Source organism: Clostridium sp., from assembly GCF_051656525.1.
Taxonomy (GTDB): domain Bacteria; phylum Bacillota; class Clostridia; order Clostridiales; family Clostridiaceae; genus Clostridium.
Map to the genome: position 1 here is coordinate 1 of NZ_JBOGCC010000133.1, position 23978 is coordinate 23978.

Below are 23978 nucleotides of genomic sequence, written 5' to 3' on the forward strand. Positions count from 1 at the left end.
GATTGCTACTACGTTGAAGTTTTCTGGTTGTTCAACCATTAATCTTAACGCTAATCTTCCTATTCTTCCGAAACCATTAATTGCTACATTTACCATTGTAAATACCTCCTAAAATAGCTAAAAATTGCTTTTATAAAAATTTTTTATAAACCTTTTTACTGAGTCTTAAGGATTTTTAATATTTCATTTCCTACTGACTCGTCTGTTACTAACACAGCATTTGTGTTATTTAGTTGAGTGGCTATAATAGACTCAACCTTGCTCTTTCCTCCTGCAACTGCAATATGCGTTGCAATTTTCTGAGCATTACTTATATTTATTCCAATAGCAGTTGTTTCTGAAACTACTTTAGAATCTTTATTGAAGTAACATCCAAAAGCTTCACCTACGGCCTCTAAATCATTTAATTTAGAGATTTTTTCTTCAGAGATTCCACGCTTTTGCGCCATTTTTATTGCATCACCAATACCGTATATTAAAATATCAGCATCATGGATACTTTGAACTATTTCCTTAATTTCTTTTTCTTCTTTCAAAGTTTCTAAAATTTCAGGACTTATATTCTCTGGAATGTGTAAGAGCTTATAGTGTGCATTTAACTTTTTAGCCAAATCTCCCGCTAAGGTATTTGCTTGTGTTTCCACTTTTTTGCCCATACCACCTCTAGCTGGAACTACAAGAACTTTTGAATATTTATTTATTTTAGGGAATGATTCTATAACTTCTCTAACTGAGCTTCCACCCGTTAGTGCTATTATTGAATTTTCCTTAATAACTGTTTGTAAATACTTTGATGCAGCTTTTCCTATATCTTTTAAAATATTAAAATTACCATCTGCATCGCCTGGAACTATTATGACTTTTTTTACATTAAGGGCCTCTTTAACTTTAACTTCTAAATCGTTTAAACCTCTTAGTTCATGAATAAATCCTTCTAGCTTTTCAACAACTTCTCTTCCGCTTTTTGTAACTGTCATACCTGGAGTATTAATCTCAATAAGCCCTTGTGCTTTTAAAAAACTTATTTCTGTTCTTACTATTCTTTCACTTAATTCAAGTTCATTTGAAAGAACACGACGACCTATTGGCTCATTCAGTTCTATAGTTCTAATTATACTATATCTTTTTTCTAATACTTCCATTAATTCTGGAACAATCTTTTTTTGTAATTTTATTATATCTTGCAACCTAAACACTCCTTTTGGTCACATAGTGTCCCGCTCATCACGTTTGCGTCCCACAAGTCTATTATAGAATAAAATGTACAAATTTTAAAGGGTAAATTTAAATTTTTTTCTTTTATTTATAATTTTTTCTTTTTTAAGAGAATTTTTATATTCTTTTTCTTTTACTAGAGGCCTTTATTCCAAGCTCTTCACGGTACTTTGCAACAGTTCTTCTCTTAACTTCCATTTTTTCTTGAATTAATTTATCTGATATATATTGATCTGATAAAGGCTTACTTTTATCCTCTGTATCTATAAGTTCTTTTATTCTGTTTTTTATTTTCATTACACCTACATCTTCATTTGAATTTATAGCTATTGTAAATAAATCTTTTATTCTTACAGTTCCTCTATCAGTTAAAATATACTTATCCTTTACTGCTCTACTTACTGTTGACTCATGGACCTCTAACTTTTCTGATATTTCTTTTAATGTCATTGGCTTTAAATAGTTGTATCCTTTATAGAAATATTCTTTTTGCCTTTTTATTATTTCTTCTAGAACCCTATAAAGAGTATTTCTTCTTTGCTCTATACTTTTTATTAAAAATAATGCTTTATTTAGCTTATCTTTTACATACTCTGTTGCTTCTTTATCTTCTTCTTCATTTATAACCTTTTTGTATCCACTATTTATAGATAATTTAGGTAAAACACTATCATTCATGATTATAATAAGTTCGCCATCTATATCTCTTATAGCTGCATCTGGTATTATAAATTTAACTTCCTCTCCTGTATAAAACCCTCGCGATGGTTTTGGCTCTAACTTCTTTATAACATCTCCATATCTTTGTGCTTCTCTTGGTGATATTTTAAGTTTTTTTGCAATAAGAGGATACTTATTATTTCCTATGTCTTCTAGATGATTATTAACTATTTCAATCATTATTTCATCATCTAAAGCAAGCTTGTATAATTGGATTAAAAGACATTCTTTTATATCTCTCGCCCCTATTCCATAAGGCTCTAAATCTTGTACTATTTCTAAACACTCTTCACCAAGTTCTTTTGATATTTTAAGTTCACTACATATTATGTCTAGATCACACTCTAAATATCCTCTATGATCTAAATTTTCTATTATATAATCACAAATGATTTCTTTATATTTTTCTATATTAAACTCTACTAACTGCTCTCTTAAATATTCTTTTAATAGTTTTTTTTCAGATATAAAATTAAACGGTGAAACTTCCTCATCATCATATACCCCTCTACTTTGTGCTCCATAATTATCAAACTCAAAATACTTTATCATTTCTTTGTAATCATATTTATCCATTACCTTTTCTTCTGATATAGATGATACCTCTTGACTACTATCTTTCATATCTAATATAGGATTTTCTTCAAATTCTTTATCTATATATTCTCTTAAATCATTAACTGACATTTGTAACATTTTAATAGATAACTGCATTTCTTGCGTCATATGAAGCTTCTGTTCTTGAGTAAGATTCATAGAATATTCCATTTTCAATGTAATCACCAACTTCCTGTCTCTATTTCAATGCTTTAATTATAGCATAGAACATATCTTTCAAACAATTCAAACAATTCTTAATTTATATCTTAAATTCAGCAATTTCAAATATTTTATTTGGAACTACTATTGCATTTTCCTCAACTAAATCTTTATATTTCATTAGCATATCCAAAGTTTTTTTAGATACTTTATTTTTAGTATCTTCTGAATAATCTATATATCCATCACTTACTCCAACTTTTTTCAAATTCTCTATACCACATTTAAACTCTCCATTTTTAACTTCTTTACATGTTTCTATTACAGATTTATCTATTTTTTTTATCATAGAAGATAGAATAACATCATTATATTCTGGATAAACCTCACTTCCATTAACATCTACCCCTAAAGCTTTATTCCTTGTTTCTTTAGCCGCTCTAAAAACTCCTTTTCCAGCTGCTCCACAAGCATGAAATATTACATCGCATCCACTATTATAAAGTTTTTTTGCCTTTATATATGCTTTATTTTCATTTTTAAAATCTTCTGTATATTCAATATTGTTATACTCTAAAATATTTTCATAAGCTTTATCATTACTTACTTTTATTCCACTTATATATCCACTTAAAAACCTTTCACCTTCCCTATCATTAAGTCCACCAATAAAACCCACATTATTTTTTTTACTTTCTTTTCCTGCTACTATTCCCATTAAAAATGCGCCTTCTTCACTCTTATATACAATTGATTTCACATTAGGCTCATTTAATATCTCATCTACAATTACAAAATTTCTTCCTTTAAGTTGTCTACTTGAAACTTTCACTGCATCTTTAAGCCACCCCCCTAATACAATAACCAAATTATTATCAATTGAAGTTTTATTAATAGTATCATTTACTGCCTTATCATCATCTTCTATATTTAATAGTACAATTTTAGGCCTTACACCAAGTTTTTCTCCCGCATCCATAATTCCTTTTTTTCCCATTTCTAAAAAAGGTTCCCCTTTAAAATCCTCACAAATCAAGGCTACATCTAAATCATTATTTAGCATATATCTTTCTCCTATTAAACTTTCTGTACACCCTCCAATAATCATAAGTACATATAAATACAATATTATTAATAATAACACTATAATTATTTTATTCCCTTTTATTCCTTCCATACCGTACCACTCCTTTTTACATTTAAAATATTTTACCCCAAAACCTCTTTATTGATACCTTAAATCACTTTATTTTCTCTCTTTACTCCATAATATTTCAAAATAAAAAAAAGATTCAAGGCTTCCACCTTAAATCTTAAATTTCTATCTATTTTCACTTATAAAAAAAGCACCCACAGCTTGGTTACCTGAATGAATTGCAACAGAGCATCCAACTGGTCCTTCTATATATTCAATATTATTTTTTTCTAAATATTCTATAATTCCGTTTTTAATTTCATCATTATTTCCAACACTAACTATTATAACTGGCATATCTTTAACTGGTTTGTATTCTTCCATATCAGTAATTATTTTCTTAACTGCTTTTTTATTCCCACGAACTTTTCCTTTTAAAGACATGACACCATCTTTAATTTCTAAAATTAATCTTATTCCTAAAAGTCCTGTTACAACACTAACAGCTTTAGGAAGCCTTCCACCTCTTACAAGGTTATCTAAAGATTCAAAGCTTAAAGAACTATCGATACGTCCTTTAACATCTTCTAATTCTTTTACTATATCTTCAACACTCATACCAGCATCTCTTAATTTAGCTGCTTTTAAAACTAATAATCCAAGGCCCGATGTTATAGTTTGTGAATCAACTACATATACATCATCTGTCTCTAGCATTTGCTTTGCTAAACATGCTGATTCATAAGTACCACTCATACCTGATGACATAATAATTGATAAAACTTTATATCCTTGATCTAAATACTTTTTATAAACATCTTCAAATCTACTTGGAATTATCTGCGCTGTTGTTGGAAAAATCCCTGTTTCATCCATTTTTTTGAATAATTGATCTGTATTAATTTCAATTCCATCTAAATAACTTTCTTCTTCAAAGTTAATTAAAACTGGCATTACCTCTATATCAAGTTCCTTTAAAAGCTCTTTCGGTAAATCTACCGTACTATCTGTAATTATTTTAATTTTTTCCATTCCCTCATTCCCTTTCTCACTACTTCATATTAGGAAAGCCCATTTGCCTTAAAGCTTCATATGCAATGATTGCAACTGTATTAGATAAATTTAAACTTCTTGTACTTGTCTGAATCATAGGTACTCTTAATCCTTCATGTGCATTATGTACATTCTCTGGTACCCCACATGTTTCTCTTCCAAACATTACAAAGTCACCCTCATTAAATTTAATCTCATCATAGTGCTCTCCACCATGTGTAGTAGCTAAATATATTTTCTTATCCCCATACTTCTCCATGAATTCTTCATAACTTTCATGAATTTCTAAGTCTAATTCACTCCAATAATCAAGACCTGCTCTCTTAACTTGTTTATCATCAATTTTAAATCCTAATGGTTTTATTAAATGTAATTTTGAGCCTGTTAAAACACAAGTTCTTGCTATATTTCCAGTATTTTGTGGTATCTCTGGTTGATACATAACTATATTTAAATTCAAAAAACTCACCTTCTATTTTCTACTTAATAATGAAATAAGATGAACAACATTTCTTTGCCCATCTTAACTTAAATACTATCTCTCACATAATACTACATGTATTAACTTTAGTCAAAATTTTTATTAAATTTCTTCTTCATTTAATACAAATTTTTCCACAGCTTTTCTTACACCATCATGTACATTAGTATCAGTTACATAATCTGCTATATCTTTTACTTTTTGAATTCCATTCCCCATAGCTATTCCAAGGCCTGCATATTCAATCATAGAAACATCATTTTCATTATCCCCTATGCAAATTACCTCTTCTCTTTTAATTCCATAATACTCAGCTAAACGCTTTACAGCATTTCCTTTTGATACACCCTTCATATTTATTTCAATACTTCTACTTCCTGATGTAAAATACGTGACTTCATCTATTTTATCTAAATCTTCTCTATACGCTTCAATTCTTTTAGGTTCTAATGCAAATAATATAGTCTTAGTTATTGCTCCTGCTTTTTCACTTAAAATTTTATCCCAAGCTTTTTTACTTTTTATTACTCCTAAATAAATATTCAATCCATCATAATTTCTATCAGGTAATATTATTTTAGCAATATTATAGCTTAAATAACTGTTTGATACTATATTATTTATTGTATGAAAATGAAGTACAACCCTATGTTTATCTGCTAAATCTAATAGCTTCTCACAAACATCTTTATTAAATCTACTTCTATATATTGGTTTAACTTTATTTTTCTCCATAATTATTGCACCGTTTCCACCAATAACTGCTGAATCAACACCTATAAGTTCTGAAAAATATGCTGCATTATTATAAAGCCTACCTGTTGTAATAACTATTTTAATTCCTTTTTTATTAGCCTCTCTTAAAACTTCTTTACTAGCCTCTGATATTTTTCTATTTCTTCCTAGTAACGTTCCATCCATATCAATACATATCATTTTATACTTCACAATATCCACCTCATTTTCTAAATCCTAATCCATTAAATTTAAGATTAAAGCTTTTAATTCATTTAGTCAACTTGATTGATTTAAAATTTAGACTTTAGCATTAATGTTTAATAAAATTTTAAACTAAAAGCAAGCCTTGAGGACTTGCTTTTTTTAAGAGGCTATATCTTCTATTACTTCACGTCCCTCTCCTTGCCCCTCTGGCACTGGAGTTGGTTTTGAAGGTGCTATCTTCTTAGTTCCAACCTTTACAATAATATCTGTTGTTGCATACGTATCTGTAGATACTAATTCTTTCTTTATTAATTTTCCATTTTCATAAGTTAATTGATATCCTTTTGATACATATCCTGCTTGCCCTTTTGATACAATAACTCTTTTTCCTTCTTCTAAAGTTGGATCTTTTTCAATCTTTTCTTTAGGTGGAATTGTTCTTATTATTTCATTTTCCATCTTATAAGTTCTACCCTTTAACTTACTCTTATCTCCATACACATAGAACCTTATAACTTTTCCATCCGATGTTCCTTTTATATATATAGGAGCATCATATGGATTTTTAAATTTATAATCTAAATATCCCCATGCAACTGTTGCATCTAAACTTGGTTTTGCATATGAAACTGTTAATGAGTGATTGTGTCTTTCTGTTGGTCTTACATTAGCCTCCATATTAGCTCTATAAAGTGCTGATGAAACTTGACATATTCCACCACCAATATCCATTTCAATTTTATTATTTATATATACTGGTGCTTGATGATACTTACTTTTATCAGTTGATGTTGCCTTATCATAACTAAATTCTTCACCTGGCATTAAAACTGTTCCATCAACAAATCCAACTGCTGCTGCAATATTTGCAGATCTTCCTATATTCGATGTTGCAAAAGAAGACTCATAATATCCTATAACATCTTTTATTTTCGCAAGCTCTTTTCTTGTTACTTTTGGCTTATCCTCAATACTTTTTAAAGAAACAACTGTTTCTTCATTTAAATTTGAATTTAAATTCTCTTTTAAATTAGTATCTAATTCTTTTATATCTATTTTTTTACCAATAACTTCATCGGTTATATTTTTAGTGTCTCCATTTATTTTTATAGTTGCATTCTTTGCTCCTACTTTCATCTTTTTATCTACATTTGTTTTAAACTCTTCATATTTTTTATCATTATACAATAATTCCACTTTTAAATCTTTATCACTTTTATCTTTTCCACTAATTATATCCTTTTGCTTAAAAACACTTTCATTTTTCCCAAAGTTTATTGCATTTTCTACGGCTTTATCTATATCTAATGAACTTTCAATTTCTTTATATGTTCCTTTATATTCTTTGTTATCTGTTTTTACTACTATCTTCTTTTCAGAAATTTTATTAAGTAATTCTTTTTCTAAGACAACTTTAGCTTCTTCCCTGTTTTTCCCTGATATATTAATTCCTTGAACAGTTACTCCTGGATAAACTCTATCTTTCCATTCTTCAACAGTATTCTCAATACTAGATACATAGGCTCCTCCACCTATTCCTGCTGCTACAAATGTAAAAGCTGCAATTGCTACTCTCCTCTTATTATTGCTCAAAAAATTTTTAATACCACTTTTCTCTTTTCTTTCTCTTCTCATTTTCCCCCACCTTATCTCTCCCATTTCATAATTTTTTCATTTATTATAAAAATTTATATATTTTTTATAATAATACAGTAATTATACAGTAATTTTATACAAATTATAAGAGTTTTTATTAACTATTTAAAATATATTTTTAAACCTTTTTCTACAAAAGTAGCCACACATATATTTATGTAGCTACTTTTTTCTTCATTATATAGTTAAATTTATTTTACTTCTTACTTGCGAAACATTTCCTTCTATATCAAATGCTTCTATTGAAACTACAATATTTCTTCCATAAGGTTTATAAAGCTTCATAATTGGAATACTATAACTAGTATCCATTTTATCTACTGTCCCAATCCAATAATTATCAACAAAAATATTATATCCACTTAAATCTATATCACTATTTTTAGTCCAGCTTAAACATACATTGCCTTTATTTACTTTAGCTTTAAAATTTTCTACTTGAGCTGGTTGCATAAGTAACTCTATATTATTAGGTCCATAATTTGCATCAACTAAATTATCTACCCCTTCTATTTTTTCCTTATCTGTATATTGCCACATTCTCCACTTAGTCCATCCTCCTACATTAGGTGGAAATTCTGGATTTCCCTTTATCCATGTGTACATAGCTATCCATAAAGGCATATTATTTAATGGATATGTTCCATTTGAAAACTTAAAATTATTATTTACTTGAACAAAATTTAATGCTACATATAGCATTAATCTTCTTCTAGTTTTTTGCTCAAATCTTTGTCTAAATCTATTAATCCACTTAAGTAAAACATCAGTATTCATTTGAGGATTAGTTGGCTCTTCTATATCTAATACCGGCATAAAATCGCCATAATTTTTCTTCCCATATCCTTGTTGAAGCGCATCTATAAAATCATCACATTGATTATCTGCTGTAATTAAATCATATGAGGGAATTCCATAATGATACCCTCCTGTTTTTATTCCATTCATTTTACATGACTTTGCAAATTCTATAAACTTAGTATCTATTCTAAAAGTCCCTGAACCTGAGCCGGAAGTTCTTAAATAAATTCCTTTCACTTTTTGACTTAAAACTTCAAAATTTGGATTTTGAGTATATTCATTTAAATCTATTAGAAATAAGCTATTACCATTTTTATTTTGCATATCTTTCTCCTTATAAATAATATTTCTATTTATATATTATTTATAAGAAATCTTTTAGTTACTATATATTTGGAGTTTTATATAGAAAGTTATATCATTATCAATACATTCTGCCCAAAGGTTTCCTTCATGCATATTTACTATATTTCTTGCTATAGCAAGTCCTAGCCCTGTTCCACCACTTTCTGTATTTCTAGATTCATCACCCCTATAGAATCTTTCAAAAAGCTTATCTAACTTTTCCTTTTCTATATGTTCTCCTCTATTTCTAACAGAAATTATTATATTCCCATCATTTTCGTATATCCCCATTACAGCAGTCCCTGGCTTATAAGAATATTTACATGCATTAGATAAAATATTTTCAAATACTCTTACCATTTTTTCTGGATCTACTTTACTTAAAATTTTATCATCTACAATATTCTTAACCAAAATTAAATCATTTTCTTCAAACATTGGTGTCATTTCATCAACTATTTGAGATACCATACTACTTAAATTTACTACTACTTTATCAAGTTTCATTTCAGTGTTGTTAAGTTTTGTATACTCAAATAAATCCTCAATCAACCCCTTTAAACTTTCTGATTTTTTAAAGGCAATATTTAAATATTCTTCCATTTCCTTTTCATCCCTGTATCTCTTATCTTTTAAAAGACCTAAATATCCCATTACTGATGTAAGTGGTGTTCTTAAATCATGTGATACATTTGTTATAAGCTCTGCTTTAGTTTTCTCAGCCTTTCTTTCAAGCTTTATTTTTTCCTCTATTTCACTTGCCATTAAGTTTATATTTTCAGCAATATTTGAAACTTCATCACAACCTCTAATTTCTACTCTATGTGAAAGTTCTCCACTTGCAATAATTTTTATTTCATCTGATATTTTATCTAAATATCTAACCTTTTTATTAATGATATATATGAATATTCCTATAAAAGTCAGCATCCCTATGGCAAAGCCTAGCACTTCATTTGGACTTCTTTCAAAACTAGTCCATGTAGAAATCTCTGGTAACCCTTCATATATAAGATAATATTCTTTATTTTTAATTGTTAAAGGATATATTCTTGTTATCATTTGTGGTGCATATGTTGCCATTCCACCTTCACTGCCGTTCATAACCTGTACTATTTCTGACTTCATTCCTTGATTTTGATTTAATGTTGATAAAAGTTTATATATACTAAATTGAACTTCTTTTCCACTCTTACTTTTATAAATAACCTTTCCATCTAAATCTGTAACATATACTGATTCATTCTGTTGATGAAGCATTCCAGTAAAAAACTTTCCATTTTCTATACCAATATCTCCACCTGTTATATCTACCTGAAGATTTTCTGCAAAATTATCTGCTATAGAGTTAAACTCATCTATACCTACTTCAGTTTTTATAGTTTTCTTTGTAGTATCAAACAAAATTCCACCTACTATTGTTCCAATAATAACACTAATAAGAAAACATATTCCAACTAAAAAAACTAATTCATATCTTAAATTTGTCCTAACTTTTATTTCAATCTTTTCTTTAAACTCTTTTAACCGTCTATATGACTTTTTTTCTTTTAAACCATCTCTCCATTTCCCTATATTAATCTTCTTCAAACACCCTTCACCTACTTATCAATTTTATATCCTACACCCCATACAGTTTTTATAAATCTTGGTCTTCTTGAATCTTCTTCAAGCTTTTCTCTAACCTTTCTTATATGAACCATCACTGTATTATCTGATTCTAAGTATTCTTGTTTCCATACACTTTCGTAAATATTAGAAATCGAAAAAACTTTTCCTCTATTACTTGCTAAAAGCTTTAAAATTTCAAATTCTGTTGGTGTAAGTTTTATTAAATCATCCCCTTTAAATACTTGATGTAAGTCTAATTTCAATGTTAAATCATCTATAATTATTTCATTTTTTACTTCTTCCACAAAATTCAAACTTCCCATTTGCTTAAATCTACTATATTTTCTTAAATGTGATTTTACTCTTGCTAAAAGTTCTAATGCATTAAAAGGCTTACTTATATAATCATCTGCTCCCATATTAAGTCCAAATATTTTATCAATATCCTCACTTTTAGCCGATAACATAATTATAGGAACCTCACTTTTTTCTCTTATCTTTATGCAAGTTTGTATTCCATCAAGTTTTGGCATCATAACATCTAAAATTACTAAATCTATTTCTTTACTCTCTATTATGTCTAATGCTTCTAATCCATTTTCAGCCTTATAAATCTCATAACCTTCACTTCTTAAATATATCTCTATTAAATCTCTAATTTCTTTCTCATCATCCACTATAAGAATCTTTTCCATTTATCATTTCCCCCTAAATTTCCTTACTTAAATACTACTTTATACTTCTTAATATTTACCTTTTATTTTTATTAACATTTCCTTAATATTTTATACATATATTGTACCAATAATTTTAATTCAAATAAACTTTTTTAGGAATTTTTTTATTTTTCTTCTAGTTTTCTGACAATTTCTATTTAGATATTTATATAATGTATAATAAATTTATTAACTAATTTACAAAAGGAGATTTTAATGAATAATAAAAATAAAGCAATTATTTTAATTTTAATAACTGCCTTTTCATTTGCACTTATGGGTGTTTTTGTAAAACTTGCTGGAAATAGAATTCCTTCTATTGAAAAAAGTTTTTTTAGAAATTTAGTAAGCTGCGTTGTAGCATTTTATTTTGTTAGAAAAAGTGGGGACAGATTATTTGGTAAAAAAGAAAATAGAAAATTTTTAATAGGACGTGCTCTTTTAGGTACTATTGGTATAATAGCAAACTTTTATGCTATTGATAATTTAGTTCTTTCAGATGCAAATATGTTAAATAACCTTTCACCTTTCATTGTTATAATTTTCTCAGCAATTTTCTTAAGAGAGAAAATTACTAGAAAGCAAATTGGTATTTTATGTGTGGCATTCTTTGGAAGCTTATTTATAATAAGGCCAAGCTTCAGTATGACTGCCATTCCAGCTTTAGTTGGGTTGCTTTCAGCAATTTGTGCAGGTGGTGCTTATACCTTTGTAAGATTCTTAGGAAATAAAGAAAAAGGACCTACAATAGTATTCTTCTTCTCATTTTTCTCAATAGTAGTAACACTGCCATTTGTAGTATTTGACTTTACACCATTTACTCCAAAAGAGTTATTCTTCTTATTAATGTCAGGAGTAGTTGCATCAATTGGACAATTTGCTCTAACAACAGCATATAAATATGCCCCAGCAAAAGAAATTTCAATATACAACTACACACAAATACTATTCTCAGCTCTATTTGGTTTCTTCATATTCAGCCAAATACCTGATATATACAGTATCATAGGATACTTCATAGTAATAGGTGCATCATTCTACATGTTCCTATACAATAAAAAACAAGCTATTAAGGCAAAATAAATAGCAGAGAAGTTTTTCTTCTTTGCCATTTTTATAAATTTTTCATTTTATGAACACTAGAAATTAATTTCTAACTTCTCATTTTTTCACTAACTTAAATCCCTTCTCATTAACTATACCATAATTTTACATAAAAAAAGTGGCAATAGCCACTTTTAACTCTTAACTTTTCATTCTTAATTCTTAATTACATTAACTTTCCTTCCCATTTACATAAATGGTTTAAAGGACATTCCATACACTTTGGTCTTTGCGATGAACAACATCTTCTTCCATGAAATATTAAAAGATGATGTGTTAAAGACCATTCTCTTTTAGGTAATTCTTTTTGCAATTGAAGCTCAACTTCTAATACATTTTCCGAATGAGCTAATCCTAATCTATTTGAAACTCTAAACACATGCGTATCTACTGCTATTGAAGGTACTCCAAATGCATTTGATAAAACTACATTTGCTGTCTTTCTTCCTGCTCCTGCAAGTGATGTTATCCTTTCCATTGTGTTTGGTACAATACCATTAAAGTTTTCCCTTAATTGTTTACACATAAGAACCAGATTCTTAGCTTTATTTCTGTAAAGTCCTATAGACTTTATTCTTTCTTCTATCTGCTCATTATTTAATTTTTCAAAACTTTCTAAGTCTGGGTAATCTTTAAATAATGTTTCTGTAACCTGATTTACTTTAACATCAGTAGTTTGTGCTGAAAGGCATGTTGCTACCAATAATTGAAATGGAGTCTCATAATTTAACTCACACTTAGCATCAGGATATGTTTCTTTTAATATGTCTAAAATTTCTTTTGTTCTTTTTTTCATCTTTTCACCTCTTTAAAAGAGCTATTTATAAACACCTCTATAACTTTCTGGTAAGAGATTTGCAATCCCTTTCATCATTACAGTCATACATTTATCATCATATTCATGTTTGTCTTCTTCTTTTTCCTTTTTAGGTAAAACTATAGGCTTTCCAAATTTTATAGTTACATCGGCATTTTTCCATTTTTCTGCACCCATATCTTTATTATCTGATATTGGTAACAACTTATCTGTTCCTGCCATTCCTATAGGAATAATAGTTGCCTTTGACATTCTTGTAAGAAGCAATATTCCTTTTTTCCCCTCTATCATAGCCCCTGTTCTACTTCTTGTTCCTTCTGGAAATATCATTATATTTTCTCCATTTTTTAATGTTTTAACCATCCTAGTCATTGCATCTTTATCAGCACTATTAGGACTAATTGGAATATTTTTAACCATTTCCATTCCTATATTTGTAACAGGATCATCTGTTAATTTTTTTCCTGCTATAAAATACGGATCAAAATCTTTCTTTAATATTCTATTTAATACTAATCCATCTGAATTACTTAAATGATTACAAATAAATAATATTGGCCCCTTTATATTTTTAATTTCATTATAACCTTCTATTTTTAAATTAGCATATTTCTTTATATATCCATTAGTTATTTTCTTTCCTAAAAATACTGTTAACCCCTTTGGTAAATTAGTTATTATTTTTTTTGCAAACGGTGACAACATCTGCCCATCCACCTCTTCCTCTAATATTTCTCTTACTTTATTATATGATAGAAATTTACAAAAGTCTATTAATGTAATCTTCTATATATGGTGATTCTGTTTCTATACTTTCTATATCTTCATTTTTATATAATTTTTTTCTTATTATACCATTTCTTATTAAAACATTTTTTCCTCTCCATCCGCAGGATGTATTTTTAAATGTTTCTTTAAATTCTCCATTTGTCATCTTAATTAACTTTTCGCTATCTTCTTTTTCCATAAATGAAAAAGGCTTAAACTCTTCTAATTTTGATATTTCTACTTTTTCGTTAAACTTACATTTTAATTGACAACTATCACAACCAAATATCCTTCCCTTTAAAAGCTTCATTTCTCTATCTTCTAAATGTTTCTTCTGTGTTAAATAAGAAAGACAGATATTTGTATTTCTTTTAAAACTATTAATAGCTTTTGTAGGACATTCCTTAAAGCAAATATTACATTCACCACATTCCTTATATTCTCCTAATTCTTCAACTCTCTCCTTCTCTTCTCCATTTAAATCTAAATCTGTTATGATTTCACCTAAAAAAACATATGAGCCATACTTTTTAGTTATTATCATATTATTTTTTCCTATAAAACCAACTCTCCCTAAATAAGCTATATATCTTTCAGGTAAAGTATTACTATCAACAAAACTTTCTGCTTTATAGCCAAATTCTTTAATAAACTCACATATTTTATCTAAGTATAAATGAACTACTCTATGATAATCCATTCCTCTTGTATAAACAGAAAAACCTGTCTCTTCTAATTCTTCTCCAAAGGAATAAGGGAAAGCTATAGTAATTATAGTTTTCCCATCTTCCATATATAAAAAAGGATTTATTCTTTTTTCTATATCCTCTTCTTCAAACTCATTTTCACATTTATCTCTTTTTCTCTTTAAAAAAACTTCTTCAAGTTCTGTAAATTTTCTCATTTTCACAAATCCAATAGTATCTAAATTTATACTTTTACAAAACTCTAATATCTTTTCTTTGTCCATATATCCATCCTTTTAAATTAAATAATCATATCATTATATATCTTTTTTCGTCTTCCTTCAAAATCTTCTATTTCAATAATATTACTATCTTTTTTCCCAATAATTTTTGCTGGAATTCCAACTGCTGTACTATTAGCTTCTATATCTTTTAATACAACAGAATTTGCTCCTATCTTAACATTATCTCCTATATTTATAGGTCCTAAAACTTTTGATCCACTTCCTATTATAACATTATCTCCAATTGTGGGATGTCTTTTTCCTGTATCTTTTCCTGTTCCACCAAGTGTTACACCATGATATATAGTTACATTTTCACCAACTTCAGCAGTTTCTCCTATAACTACTCCCATGCCATGGTCTATAAAAAGACCTTTCCCTATTGTAGCACCTGGATGAATTTCTATTCCAGTTAAAAACCTTCCCATTTGAGATATAATTCTTGCAAGAAAAAATTTATTTTTCTTATATAATTTATTTGAAAGTCTATGCAAAATAGTTACATGGATTGATGGATATAATATAAACACTTCTAGTTTACTTCTAGCGGCAGGATCTTCTTTTAATATTCTTTCTAAATCATATTTTAATCTTTTAAACACCGCTTTTTCTCCTCCTATTTAAGTTTAATTAATCATAAATTCCAGTTGAAATATATTTTTCTCCTCCATCTGGTGCTATAGCTAATATTTTCTTTCCTTTTCCAACTTCTTTTGCTATATCTAATGCAATCTTTATAGCAGCTCCTGATGAAATCCCAACTAAAACTCCTTCTTCTCTACCAAACCTCTTTGCAATATCATATGCATCTTCATTACTTACAGTTCTCACTTCATCAACATAATTTTTATCATAGTTATCTGGAACAAATCCTGCACCTATGCCTTGAATCTTATGTGGCCCTGGATTTCCACCACTTAAAACTTTTGAACTTTCTGGCTCTACCGCAATAGTTTTTAAATTTGGAAGTTTTTTCTTTAAGTTTTTAGAAACTCCAGTTATAGTTCCACCTGTTCCAACTCCTGCTACAAAGTAATCTAAATCTTTTATATCTTCAAATATTTCCTCTGCTGTTGTTTCATAATGCTTTTCTGGGTTTGCTATATTGTCAAACTGTTGTGGAATAAAGTACCCTTCCTTCTCTCCTAATTCTTTAGCTTTTTCTATAGCCCCCTTCATTCCTTTTGCACCCTCAGTTAAAACAAGTTCAGCCCCATAAGCTCCTATAAGACTTCTTCTTTCTTTTGTCATACTATCTGGCATAACTATAATTACTCTATAACCTTTAAGTCTTCCAATCATAGCAATTGAAATTCCAGTATTTCCACTTGTAGGCTCTACTATAACTGACCCTTCTTTTAAAAGTCCAAGCTCCTCAGCCTTCTCTATCATTCCAAGTGCTGCTCTATCTTTTACACTTCCACCTGCACTAAATTTTTCAAGTTTTACATAAACCTCAGCGCTATTTGAATCTCCTAAATTACTCACCTTTAATATTGGTGTTTTTCCTATTAATTCTAATACATTATTATAAATCATACGTAATTCCTCCTAAATTTTTCTATTAAAAAAGCCCCATCTCTACACATAAATTTATGTGTAGAGACGAAGCTATAAAATTCTTCGCGGTTCCACTCTACTTAGATAAAGAATATCTCACCTTTTTCAAACACTAACATGTTCTACTACTATAACGGGTACTACCGTAAGCTCATACTTTATCTTTCTGAACTTAAGCTCTAAAGGGCACTTCATTTAATTTCTAAAGTAATGATTCTCAGCTTCTATCATTATCTCTGTAACTTTTCCACTAAACTACTCTTCTTTTTCTTCGCTTTTAATTCCTACTATTTTGATATACTTTGTATAATTTAATTATATGCATTTTACTATTTCTGTCAACCTCTTTTTTTATTTTATTTTTTCTAAAATTCTTTTAACCTTATTTTCAATTTCTTTTGAAGCTAGTATATCACTTACTATTGCATACCCTTCAACCTTTGAAATTTTTTCAATATTTTCTTCTTTTATTCCTCCAATAGCAACTATAGGAATATTTATATTTTTCTTTATTTCTTTTAATACATCTAATCCAGTATTTTCTGCATCTTTTTTTGTTTCTGTTTTAAATATAGCTCCAACTCCAATGTAATCAGCACCATCATCTTCTGCTTTTTTTGCTTCTTCTAGCGTACTTGCTGATACTCCTATAATCATTTTTTCACCAACTAGTTTACGTACATCTCCTATTTGTATATCTTTTTGCCCTATATGAATACCATCAGCATTTGAAAGCATTCCTATATCCACTCTATCATTAACTATAAATAGAGAATTATATTTTTTTGTCAAACTTCTAAGTTTAATTGCCTTATCTAAAAACTCTTTTCCAAGAGTATCTTTTTCTCTTAACTGAACAGTTTTTACTCCACTTTTTAAAGTCTTTTCTATCTCTTTAAAAAAATCTTTTTCTTTTAATATTTCCTTATCTGTCACTAAATATAATTTAAGCTTGTCTAATAGTTCTTTTTTCATTTTTAAATACTCTTCCTTTCAACATTTTTAAAGGCATTAATACAACTAATATGCTTGTAAGTAAACTTTCAACTCCTGCACTTGAAAAATTATATATTATTGAATACACCAATGGATTTATTCCAACTGGTACATATTGTCCAAAATACAAATATCCTGATATCGTAGATGATATAGTTCCTAAGACGCCTGCAAAAAGACACCCTAAAAATATTTTCCACTTTTTATCTGTCCCAAAAATATTAGCAAATCCAAGTGCCATACATGGAAGAATATAATCTAATAAAAATTGTGCTGGATTTATTATAGTTCCTCCATTTATAAGTTTTAAAAGCCCAAATAATATTCCACAAGTTACAGCTTCTCGCCTTCCACAAATAATACTTAAAAGCATTATAGGTAACATAGAAAATAATGTTATTCCTCCACCTTGAGGATATTTTATAAATTGAATAAAATATAAAATTATAGAAATTGCTGCAAATAAACCTATCAGTATTATTCTCTTAGTATCAAACTTATATTTTCTAATATCAAAAAAGTGAAATCCTACAAGTGCAAATCCTATTAACATAATTAATATTGTCATACTAACCCACCTACCCTTGTACCTTCTAATGCCATATTCCAAAATTCTAATTCATATATACTACATTTTCTAAATATCTCTACATATCTAGCCTTTTCTTCTTCTAATATATCAGCGCAAAAATTATCTACGTATGTTAGCCATTCTTCTTTAAATTTTTTATAACTGTCTTCTCCATAAAGTGTTATCCACTCTTTATAGTAATTTCCTTCTAATCTTGAATTTCTAAATAAGTATTCTCCAATATATGCATAGCTCCAACTACATGCAAGAGTTGCAATTCCTATTTCTCTAATATCTCCTTGCAATGCTATATTAAGCATATAATTTGTATAATTTATATTCCTATCATCTGCCTTTGTTTTCTCTGCTTCTTTTTCAGTAACTCCAAGATTCTCCATGTACTTTATATGAGATGCTCCTTCTTCCATAGTTCCATTTATTGATCTATATAAAAATCTCATTTCATCCATATCTTTTGATTTAACTATCCCCATACAAAATAGCTTTGCATATTCTTTTAAGTATAAATAATCTTGAACTAGATAATCCCTAAATAGCTCTTTATCTAATGTTCCATCTCTCATTCCTTGAATAAATGGGTGCTTTAAATATTCCTCCCAAATATCTAAAACTTCATCATATAGTACATCTGTAAATCTCATATCTAAACTTCACCTTCTTCTATCTTTGAATTCTCTTCTAAAATCTCATCATTTAGTTTAGATATATTATCTACAAGACTTACTCTAAATGTTCCAAGCCCTATATTTTCTTTATAACTTAATTCTCCTGAAATTCCCATACTTAAAACTCCAAGCTTTGCGCTGTCAAAAGAATTTATTCCACTTCCTAAATATGAACCTATTAAAGAGGCTGTCATACATCCTGTTCCTGTTATACCTTTAAGCATTGGTGTTCCATTATATATTTTTATAACTTTTTCACTATCTGCTATATAATCAATCTTTCCTGTTAGTGCTATTGTTGTTTCTAAATTCTTAGCTATATTTTTCAAAATATTAGTATCTATTTCACCCTCTTCTGAATCTACACCCTTTCCTTCAAAGCTTAGTCCTGCTATGCTTTTTATTTCTGCTAAATTTCCTTTTATAACTGTAAATTTTACTTCTTCTAGTAATTTTTCAACAAACTCTTTTCTAGCTTTAGTTGCAAATACTCCAACAGGATCTAATACTACTGGCTTATTATATTTATTAGCTAACTTCCCTGCCTCTAAAAATAAGTTTAGTTTTTCTGAATCCATAGTTCCTATATTTATAACAATGGCACTTGAAATACTAATAATTTCTTCTGCCTCCTCTTTTGAATAACTCATAAGAGGACTTCCCCCTATTGCTAAAGTTACATTTGCACAATCATTAATTGTTACCTCATTTGTGTAATATAATACTAATGGATTTTTTTCTCTTAAATTTCTAATACTCACTATTCTTCCCCCTCTATTTTATAAAAATGATTTACTGGACCTACCCCATGACCTAAGTTAAAACTGTTTCTTATAGCTTCTGTTATATATTCTTTTCCTTTTCCTATTGCTTCTTCAACATCATAGCCTAATGCTAAATTCGATGTTATTGCTGAAGAAAGTGTACAGCCTGTCCCATGTGTATTGTTTCTATTTAATCGTTCGCTTTTATATGTTTTTAACCTATTATCTCCTATAAGAATATCTATAGCCTCACCATCTAAGTGACCACCTTTTATAAGTACATATGTAGGACCATAATTTAATATTCTTTTTCCTGCTTCTATCATTTCCTCGACTGAATTAATTTTCATTCCTGTAAGCTCCTCTGCTTCTGGAATATTTGGAGTAACTAAATATGACATAGGAATTAATATTTCTCTAAGTGCTTCCTTTGCTTCTGGCTTTAATAAAGAAAACCCACTTTTTGAAATCATTACTGGATCTAACACTATTTTCTTTTGATTATATTTTTTTAACGTTTCTCCAATAACTCTGATTATCTTTTCTTCTGAAACCATTCCAATCTTTACTCCATGGACTTCTATGTCTTCAAAAATAGTTTCAATTTGTTTTTCTATAATTTCTTCACTTAAATTTTCTACTGCAAATACTCCCATAGTATTTTGAGCAGTTATTGCAGTAATAACACTCATTCCATAAGTTCCATTTGCACTAAAACTTTTTAAGTCAGCTTGAATACCTGCACCACCTGAACAATCAGACCCTGCAATAGTTAATGTATTTCTTCTATACTTTTTCACATTAAAACCCCCTATTTTTATATATAAAAAAAAGCTATACTCCACAAAAGAGCATAGCTTTAACTATCTTAAATAATTGTTTATTTTTAACAAAATACTAAATGCTTCCCTTCGCTGGTATTATCCATATCAGGTTCTTAGGGTTAATATTTTTATATCTCTCAGCCAAACTTTGGCACCCCTAGCTTCTATTCGATTTTCTTTAATTATCCTTTTTTATTAATATTTTGTCAATATCAATCTTTTATTTTTTTATTTTTCCTTTTCCATAATGGGTATAAATCTTCGTCAATAATATCATGTACTACTACTATTCCTACTAATTTTTCATTTTCATCTATAACAGGCACTGATAAAAGATCATATTTACATATAAGCTCTATTGCTTCATCTATATCGTCTTCATGATGAAGAGTTTGAAAGTTTTCATCCATAATAGCTTCAAGTCTTTCTGTACTATTGCTTAAAATAAGGTCTCTTAAAGATATTAATCCTCTTATCTTTTCATTTTTATCAGTTATATAAATATAATACATTTCTTCTTCATCAGGTTTTATTTCTTTTAATATTTCTACAGTTTCAAGAACAGTTACATCTAAATTTAATGCTATAAAGTCTTTTGTCATAATACTTCCTATTGATTCATCTTCATACTCTAGAAGTTCTTTAACCTCCTTAGCATCTTCTTTTTCTAAACTTATAAGAATTTTTTCTCTTTCCTCTTCATCTAAATCATCTAAAATATCTGCAATCTCATCACTTGGCATATTTTCTAAAAGTTCTGCTGTTTTTTCTTCTGACAACTCTTTAATTACTTGCCCTTTATATTCTTGCTCAAGTTCTTCTAATGTATCTGCTGCTAAGTCCTCATCTAATGATTCAAATACTTGCATTCTTGATTTTGTATCAAGATCCTCTATAATATCTGCTAAATCAGCTGGATGTAACTTACTTAATTTTTTATATGGAACTTGCAATTTTAAATTATTATCTACCATTTCTAAAGATTCTACATCATCCCATCTTAACACAGTTCCTTCAACCGTCTTTCCAACTATTTTATATAAAAACTTCATTAATTTTTCTATTTTTAATCTTTTATATCTACTTAAAGCGCCAGTTTCTACTGCAACTACTCTATATTCTCCTGCAATCTCTGCTATTCTTAAATCATCAACTCTAACTACTTGCTTTCCATTAATATCTACTATCTTTCTATCTAGTAAATGTCTTGATAAAAGATATGAATACGTTCTTGGAAGTATTTCTTTACTTCCTCTAGTTTTTATTATTATTTTTCCATCTTTTGAATAATACTGTATACTTCTAAATTCAAAGTGATATGTAACACCATCTCTCTTCACTTTATATCCAATAATTCTAGGATACCCTGCTTCAGTTGTTACATACACATCTTTTAAAATTCCTAATACATCATTAAATTCATCATACATTTTCTTTCCTAATATCTCTGTAAATGAAAATGCTGCTAACCTATTCATAAATAGTTTCCCCCTTTTAACTTCTTAGAGAAACTTTTATCATTTCTTAAATGAAGGTTTTTCCCTAAGATTATATTTTTTGAGTTTTGGATTTTCACTTATTCCCGGACTTTCCTCCATTTAAAAACACCACCTTTTATTACACATATAAAAAGTGAATCTTAATATAGATTCACTTTTGAATTTATTAATAATATTTAAAATTTAAAATTTAATATAACTTTTTATTTATTTTATTAAATATTCTAATTCTATTATATCTAGCCTTTCACTAAAATGGAATATTCTTTTAAAATTTATTTATTATCTAAATTTAATCTAGTTTTTTTAAATTTAGAAATAGCTTTTTCTAATGCTATTAAGAATATTATTTCACTTATTATTGTATATGGTAATATACTACATTTTATTAAGATCAAAATATTCTCTAATAAAATTGCTATTAATATTATAGTTAAACTATATATACTTTTTTTATTTATGTTAGGCTTATCAATGAACATTGCTCCAAAGATAAGTAATACGCCTAATATAATCACTATTATTGCTGTAATAAACTCACCATACTTTAATTGTATTATATATCCAAAATTCATATCTAGCATAACCTTGCCTTCACTAAATGCCATAAACACTAAGTATATACAAAGCAATATTGTGCCTACACCATAAATAATATTTACGGAGACATTATCAAATCTTAAATATATATAAAATAACCCAAGTACTACTAAAGGAATTACTAAATAATTTAAATATACTAAATCTTTAAGAAAATATACTACTTCTACATTTTTAAGTAAGCATATTAATAATAGTGTTATATATCTAATTAAAAGAAGTCCTAAAGAAATTCTAAAATACATTTTCAGCTTTTTAGGTGAATTTCCTTCATTTTTTAAGATTAAATTCATTATAAAAAAAAGTATAAATATCAATATTAAATAATAGATAAAACTCAAAGCATTTACCTCCTCATTACATAATTGTTATTTATACTTATTAATGATTTCTTTAATTTATTCCTAAAATTTTCACTCCACCTTGAATACAAGATACTTTAAGTGGAAAATCTGGTCCTTTTTCACCATCTATATCAGTTACAATACCTTCACTACATTCCACTATAAGATTCTTTGTTTTAAAATAAAGTATTTTTTCAGAATCTAAATGTTCTCCTCTTAAAACTTTTACTAAAAGAGGTAGCATTTCTACAATTAGAACTGGTTTAAATAAAACTATATCAAGCATGCCATCTTCAACATCAGCTCTATTTGCTAAATTTATATTTCCAGCAGTTTTCCCATTAAATATAAGCATTAAATACATATGTCCTTCATAAAAGTATTCATCTGCTTTAAGCTTTACTTCTAATTTTCTAAAATTTCTAAGTTCTTCAATTCCTTTTATATAATATGCAATTTTCCCCAATGCATTTTTAAGACCTGGATCAATTTTTTGTGATACATCGGTAAACAAGCCCATACTTGCAACATTTACAAAATACTTTTCATTTATTTTTCCAATATCAATTAATTTTGGTTCACTAGTATTAACTATTTTTTTACAAGCTTCCTCAATATCTTTTGGTATTTCTAAAAGCCTTGCAAAATCATTTGCTGTTCCAAGTGGTAATATTCCAATAGGTAACTCTATATTTTTCTCTTTCATTACATTAACTACTGAATCTATAGTCCCATCTCCACCTGCAACTAAAATATATTTAAAACTTGTATCAATATCATCAAATGCCTCTTCTAAAGATATCCCTTTCGTTATTCTATAAGGGCATATTAAGTATCCTGCCTCTTGATGAATTTGGATAACTTTATCTAAATTTTGCAATATAGATCTCTCTCCTGAATACGGATTATAAATAAACCTTACTTTATCCATTTTATTCCTCCCTTTAAAATCAGGCTATTTAAAAATTATATCACCTTTTACCACCCTTCGCTTATTTTATTCATAATTTTCATAATTTATTTTTATTTTTTTCTTAATAT

The 23978-nt window shown here is 28.1% G+C and carries 25 protein-coding genes, 1 riboswitch and 1 other annotated feature; of the genes, 1 reads left to right on the forward strand and 24 read right to left on the reverse strand.

Going from position 1 to position 23978, the window contains the following annotated elements:
• The 11 genes from ACRDDY_RS06550 to ACRDDY_RS06600 all read right to left on the reverse strand — a co-directional run.
• On the reverse strand, positions 1–96 hold a 96-nt coding region (locus ACRDDY_RS06550), incomplete at its 3' end, for a glyceraldehyde 3-phosphate dehydrogenase NAD-binding domain-containing protein (protein WP_438564192.1).
• Positions 97–155: 59 nt separating this feature from the next.
• Complete coding sequence (locus ACRDDY_RS06555; protein WP_438564161.1) at positions 156–1187, reverse strand: sugar-binding transcriptional regulator; 1032 nt, start codon at positions 1185–1187, stop codon at positions 156–158.
• A gap of 145 nt (positions 1188–1332) precedes the next feature.
• Positions 1333–2709, reverse strand: a complete 1377-nt coding sequence (gene rpoN / locus ACRDDY_RS06560) for an RNA polymerase factor sigma-54 (protein ID WP_438564162.1) — start codon at positions 2707–2709, stop codon at positions 1333–1335.
• Positions 2710–2794: 85 nt separating this feature from the next.
• The gene (locus tag ACRDDY_RS06565) at positions 2795–3871 is read right to left on the reverse strand and encodes a BMP family lipoprotein (RefSeq protein WP_438564163.1); all 1077 of its coding nucleotides are present in this window, start codon (positions 3869–3871) and stop codon (positions 2795–2797) included.
• Positions 3872–4015: 144 nt separating this feature from the next.
• Positions 4016–4861, reverse strand: coding sequence for a DegV family protein (locus tag ACRDDY_RS06570; protein ID WP_438564164.1), 846 nt, complete (start codon positions 4859–4861; stop codon positions 4016–4018).
• Positions 4862–4880: 19 nt separating this feature from the next.
• Positions 4881–5342, reverse strand: a complete 462-nt coding sequence (locus ACRDDY_RS06575) for a tRNA (cytidine(34)-2'-O)-methyltransferase (protein ID WP_438564165.1) — start codon at positions 5340–5342, stop codon at positions 4881–4883.
• A 123-nt stretch (positions 5343–5465) separates the two neighbouring features.
• Complete coding sequence (locus ACRDDY_RS06580) at positions 5466–6311, reverse strand: Cof-type HAD-IIB family hydrolase (RefSeq protein ID WP_438564166.1); 846 nt, start codon at positions 6309–6311, stop codon at positions 5466–5468.
• 153 nt (positions 6312–6464) lie between these two features.
• Positions 6465–7940 (reverse strand): VanW family protein, encoded by a 1476-nt coding sequence (locus tag ACRDDY_RS06585; RefSeq protein ID WP_438564167.1) that lies wholly within the window; start codon positions 7938–7940, stop codon positions 6465–6467.
• A 198-nt stretch (positions 7941–8138) separates the two neighbouring features.
• Positions 8139–9086 (reverse strand): glycoside hydrolase family 25 protein, encoded by a 948-nt coding sequence (locus tag ACRDDY_RS06590; protein WP_438564168.1) that lies wholly within the window; start codon positions 9084–9086, stop codon positions 8139–8141.
• Between the two features lie 54 nt (positions 9087–9140).
• On the reverse strand, positions 9141–10697 hold the full coding sequence (locus ACRDDY_RS06595; protein WP_438564169.1) for a sensor histidine kinase: 1557 nt from the start codon (positions 10695–10697) through the stop codon (positions 9141–9143).
• An 11-nt stretch (positions 10698–10708) separates the two neighbouring features.
• A complete protein-coding gene (locus ACRDDY_RS06600) occupies positions 10709–11413 on the reverse strand; it encodes a response regulator transcription factor (protein WP_438564170.1) in 705 nt (234 codons plus the stop codon).
• Positions 11414–11650: 237 nt separating this feature from the next.
• Here ACRDDY_RS06600 and ACRDDY_RS06605 point away from each other — a divergent pair, with 237 nt between their 5' ends.
• Complete coding sequence (locus tag ACRDDY_RS06605; protein WP_438564171.1) at positions 11651–12517, forward strand: DMT family transporter; 867 nt, start codon at positions 11651–11653, stop codon at positions 12515–12517.
• Positions 12518–12704: 187 nt separating this feature from the next.
• Here the strand turns inward: ACRDDY_RS06605 and nth are convergent, their stop codons facing one another.
• The 13 genes from nth to ACRDDY_RS06670 all read right to left on the reverse strand — a co-directional run bounded on the left by nth (position 12705) and on the right by ACRDDY_RS06670 (position 23868).
• Positions 12705–13334 carry an endonuclease III gene (gene nth, locus ACRDDY_RS06610; protein ID WP_438564172.1) on the reverse strand — a complete coding sequence of 210 codons (630 nt, stop codon included), beginning with the start codon at positions 13332–13334 and terminating at the stop codon, positions 12705–12707.
• 21 nt (positions 13335–13355) lie between these two features.
• Positions 13356–14060, reverse strand: coding sequence for a lysophospholipid acyltransferase family protein (locus tag ACRDDY_RS06615; protein WP_438564173.1), 705 nt, complete (start codon positions 14058–14060; stop codon positions 13356–13358).
• 55 nt (positions 14061–14115) lie between these two features.
• Entirely contained in the window at positions 14116–15093 is a 978-nt protein-coding gene (gene queG, locus ACRDDY_RS06620; protein ID WP_438564174.1) for a tRNA epoxyqueuosine(34) reductase QueG, read from the reverse strand.
• A gap of 17 nt (positions 15094–15110) precedes the next feature.
• The gene (gene epsC, locus ACRDDY_RS06625; RefSeq protein ID WP_438564175.1) at positions 15111–15695 is read right to left on the reverse strand and encodes a serine O-acetyltransferase EpsC; all 585 of its coding nucleotides are present in this window, start codon (positions 15693–15695) and stop codon (positions 15111–15113) included.
• A gap of 28 nt (positions 15696–15723) precedes the next feature.
• Positions 15724–16632, reverse strand: coding sequence for a cysteine synthase A (gene cysK / locus ACRDDY_RS06630; protein WP_438564176.1), 909 nt, complete (start codon positions 16630–16632; stop codon positions 15724–15726).
• Positions 16633–16691: 59 nt separating this feature from the next.
• Positions 16692–16934, reverse strand: a binding site (T-box leader).
• Between the two features lie 70 nt (positions 16935–17004).
• Positions 17005–17628: a thiamine phosphate synthase gene (gene thiE, locus ACRDDY_RS06635; protein WP_438564177.1), complete on the reverse strand. Its 624-nt coding sequence runs from the start codon at positions 17626–17628 to the stop codon at positions 17005–17007.
• Positions 17600–18217: an energy-coupled thiamine transporter ThiT gene (thiT, locus tag ACRDDY_RS06640; RefSeq protein ID WP_438564178.1), complete on the reverse strand. Its 618-nt coding sequence runs from the start codon at positions 18215–18217 to the stop codon at positions 17600–17602. Before thiT ends, thiE begins: the two co-directional genes overlap by 29 nt.
• On the reverse strand, positions 18214–18882 hold the full coding sequence (gene tenA / locus ACRDDY_RS06645) for a thiaminase II (protein WP_438564179.1): 669 nt from the start codon (positions 18880–18882) through the stop codon (positions 18214–18216). The genes thiT and tenA overlap by 4 nt, the downstream gene beginning before the upstream one ends.
• Positions 18883–18884: 2 nt before the next feature.
• Complete coding sequence (gene thiM / locus ACRDDY_RS06650; protein ID WP_438564180.1) at positions 18885–19667, reverse strand: hydroxyethylthiazole kinase; 783 nt, start codon at positions 19665–19667, stop codon at positions 18885–18887.
• A complete protein-coding gene (gene thiD, locus ACRDDY_RS06655) occupies positions 19667–20470 on the reverse strand; it encodes a bifunctional hydroxymethylpyrimidine kinase/phosphomethylpyrimidine kinase (protein ID WP_438564181.1) in 804 nt (267 codons plus the stop codon). The genes thiM and thiD overlap by 1 nt, the downstream gene beginning before the upstream one ends.
• An 89-nt stretch (positions 20471–20559) precedes the next feature.
• Positions 20560–20663: riboswitch (TPP riboswitch) on the reverse strand.
• Between the two features lie 43 nt (positions 20664–20706).
• On the reverse strand, positions 20707–21972 hold the full coding sequence (locus ACRDDY_RS06660; RefSeq protein ID WP_438564182.1) for a magnesium transporter: 1266 nt from the start codon (positions 21970–21972) through the stop codon (positions 20707–20709).
• Positions 21973–22268: 296 nt separating this feature from the next.
• Complete coding sequence (locus ACRDDY_RS06665; RefSeq protein ID WP_438564183.1) at positions 22269–22934, reverse strand: hypothetical protein; 666 nt, start codon at positions 22932–22934, stop codon at positions 22269–22271.
• 52 nt (positions 22935–22986) lie between these two features.
• The gene (locus tag ACRDDY_RS06670; protein ID WP_438564184.1) at positions 22987–23868 is read right to left on the reverse strand and encodes a YegS/Rv2252/BmrU family lipid kinase; all 882 of its coding nucleotides are present in this window, start codon (positions 23866–23868) and stop codon (positions 22987–22989) included.
• Positions 23869–23978: the final 110 nt, after the last annotated feature.

Bases quoted from the DNA above. Each gene is read 5' to 3' on its own strand.
- ACRDDY_RS06565 (WP_438564163.1), bottom strand. From the start codon at position 3,871: ATGGAAGGAATAAAAGGGAATAAAATAATTATAGTGTTATTATTAATA.
- ACRDDY_RS06570 (WP_438564164.1), bottom strand. From the start codon at position 4,861: ATGGAAAAAATTAAAATAATTACAGATAGTACGGTAGATTTACCGAAA.
- ACRDDY_RS06585 (WP_438564167.1), bottom strand. From the start codon at position 7,940: ATGAGAAGAGAAAGAAAAGAGAAAAGTGGTATTAAAAATTTTTTGAGC.
- ACRDDY_RS06590 (WP_438564168.1), bottom strand. From the start codon at position 9,086: ATGCAAAATAAAAATGGTAATAGCTTATTTCTAATAGATTTAAATGAA.
- ACRDDY_RS06600 (WP_438564170.1), bottom strand. From the start codon at position 11,413: ATGGAAAAGATTCTTATAGTGGATGATGAGAAAGAAATTAGAGATTTA.
- ACRDDY_RS06605 (WP_438564171.1), top strand. From the start codon at position 11,651: ATGAATAATAAAAATAAAGCAATTATTTTAATTTTAATAACTGCCTTT.
- nth (WP_438564172.1), bottom strand. From the start codon at position 13,334: ATGAAAAAAAGAACAAAAGAAATTTTAGACATATTAAAAGAAACATAT.
- ACRDDY_RS06615 (WP_438564173.1), bottom strand. From the start codon at position 14,060: ATGTTGTCACCGTTTGCAAAAAAAATAATAACTAATTTACCAAAGGGG.
- queG (WP_438564174.1), bottom strand. From the start codon at position 15,093: ATGGACAAAGAAAAGATATTAGAGTTTTGTAAAAGTATAAATTTAGAT.
- cysK (WP_438564176.1), bottom strand. From the start codon at position 16,632: ATGATTTATAATAATGTATTAGAATTAATAGGAAAAACACCAATATTA.
- thiE (WP_438564177.1), bottom strand. From the start codon at position 17,628: ATGAAAAAAGAACTATTAGACAAGCTTAAATTATATTTAGTGACAGAT.
- thiT (WP_438564178.1), bottom strand. From the start codon at position 18,217: ATGACAATATTAATTATGTTAATAGGATTTGCACTTGTAGGATTTCAC.
- tenA (WP_438564179.1), bottom strand. From the start codon at position 18,882: ATGAGATTTACAGATGTACTATATGATGAAGTTTTAGATATTTGGGAG.
- ACRDDY_RS06660 (WP_438564182.1), bottom strand. From the start codon at position 21,972: ATGAATAGGTTAGCAGCATTTTCATTTACAGAGATATTAGGAAAGAAA.
- ACRDDY_RS06670 (WP_438564184.1), bottom strand. From the start codon at position 23,868: ATGGATAAAGTAAGGTTTATTTATAATCCGTATTCAGGAGAGAGATCT.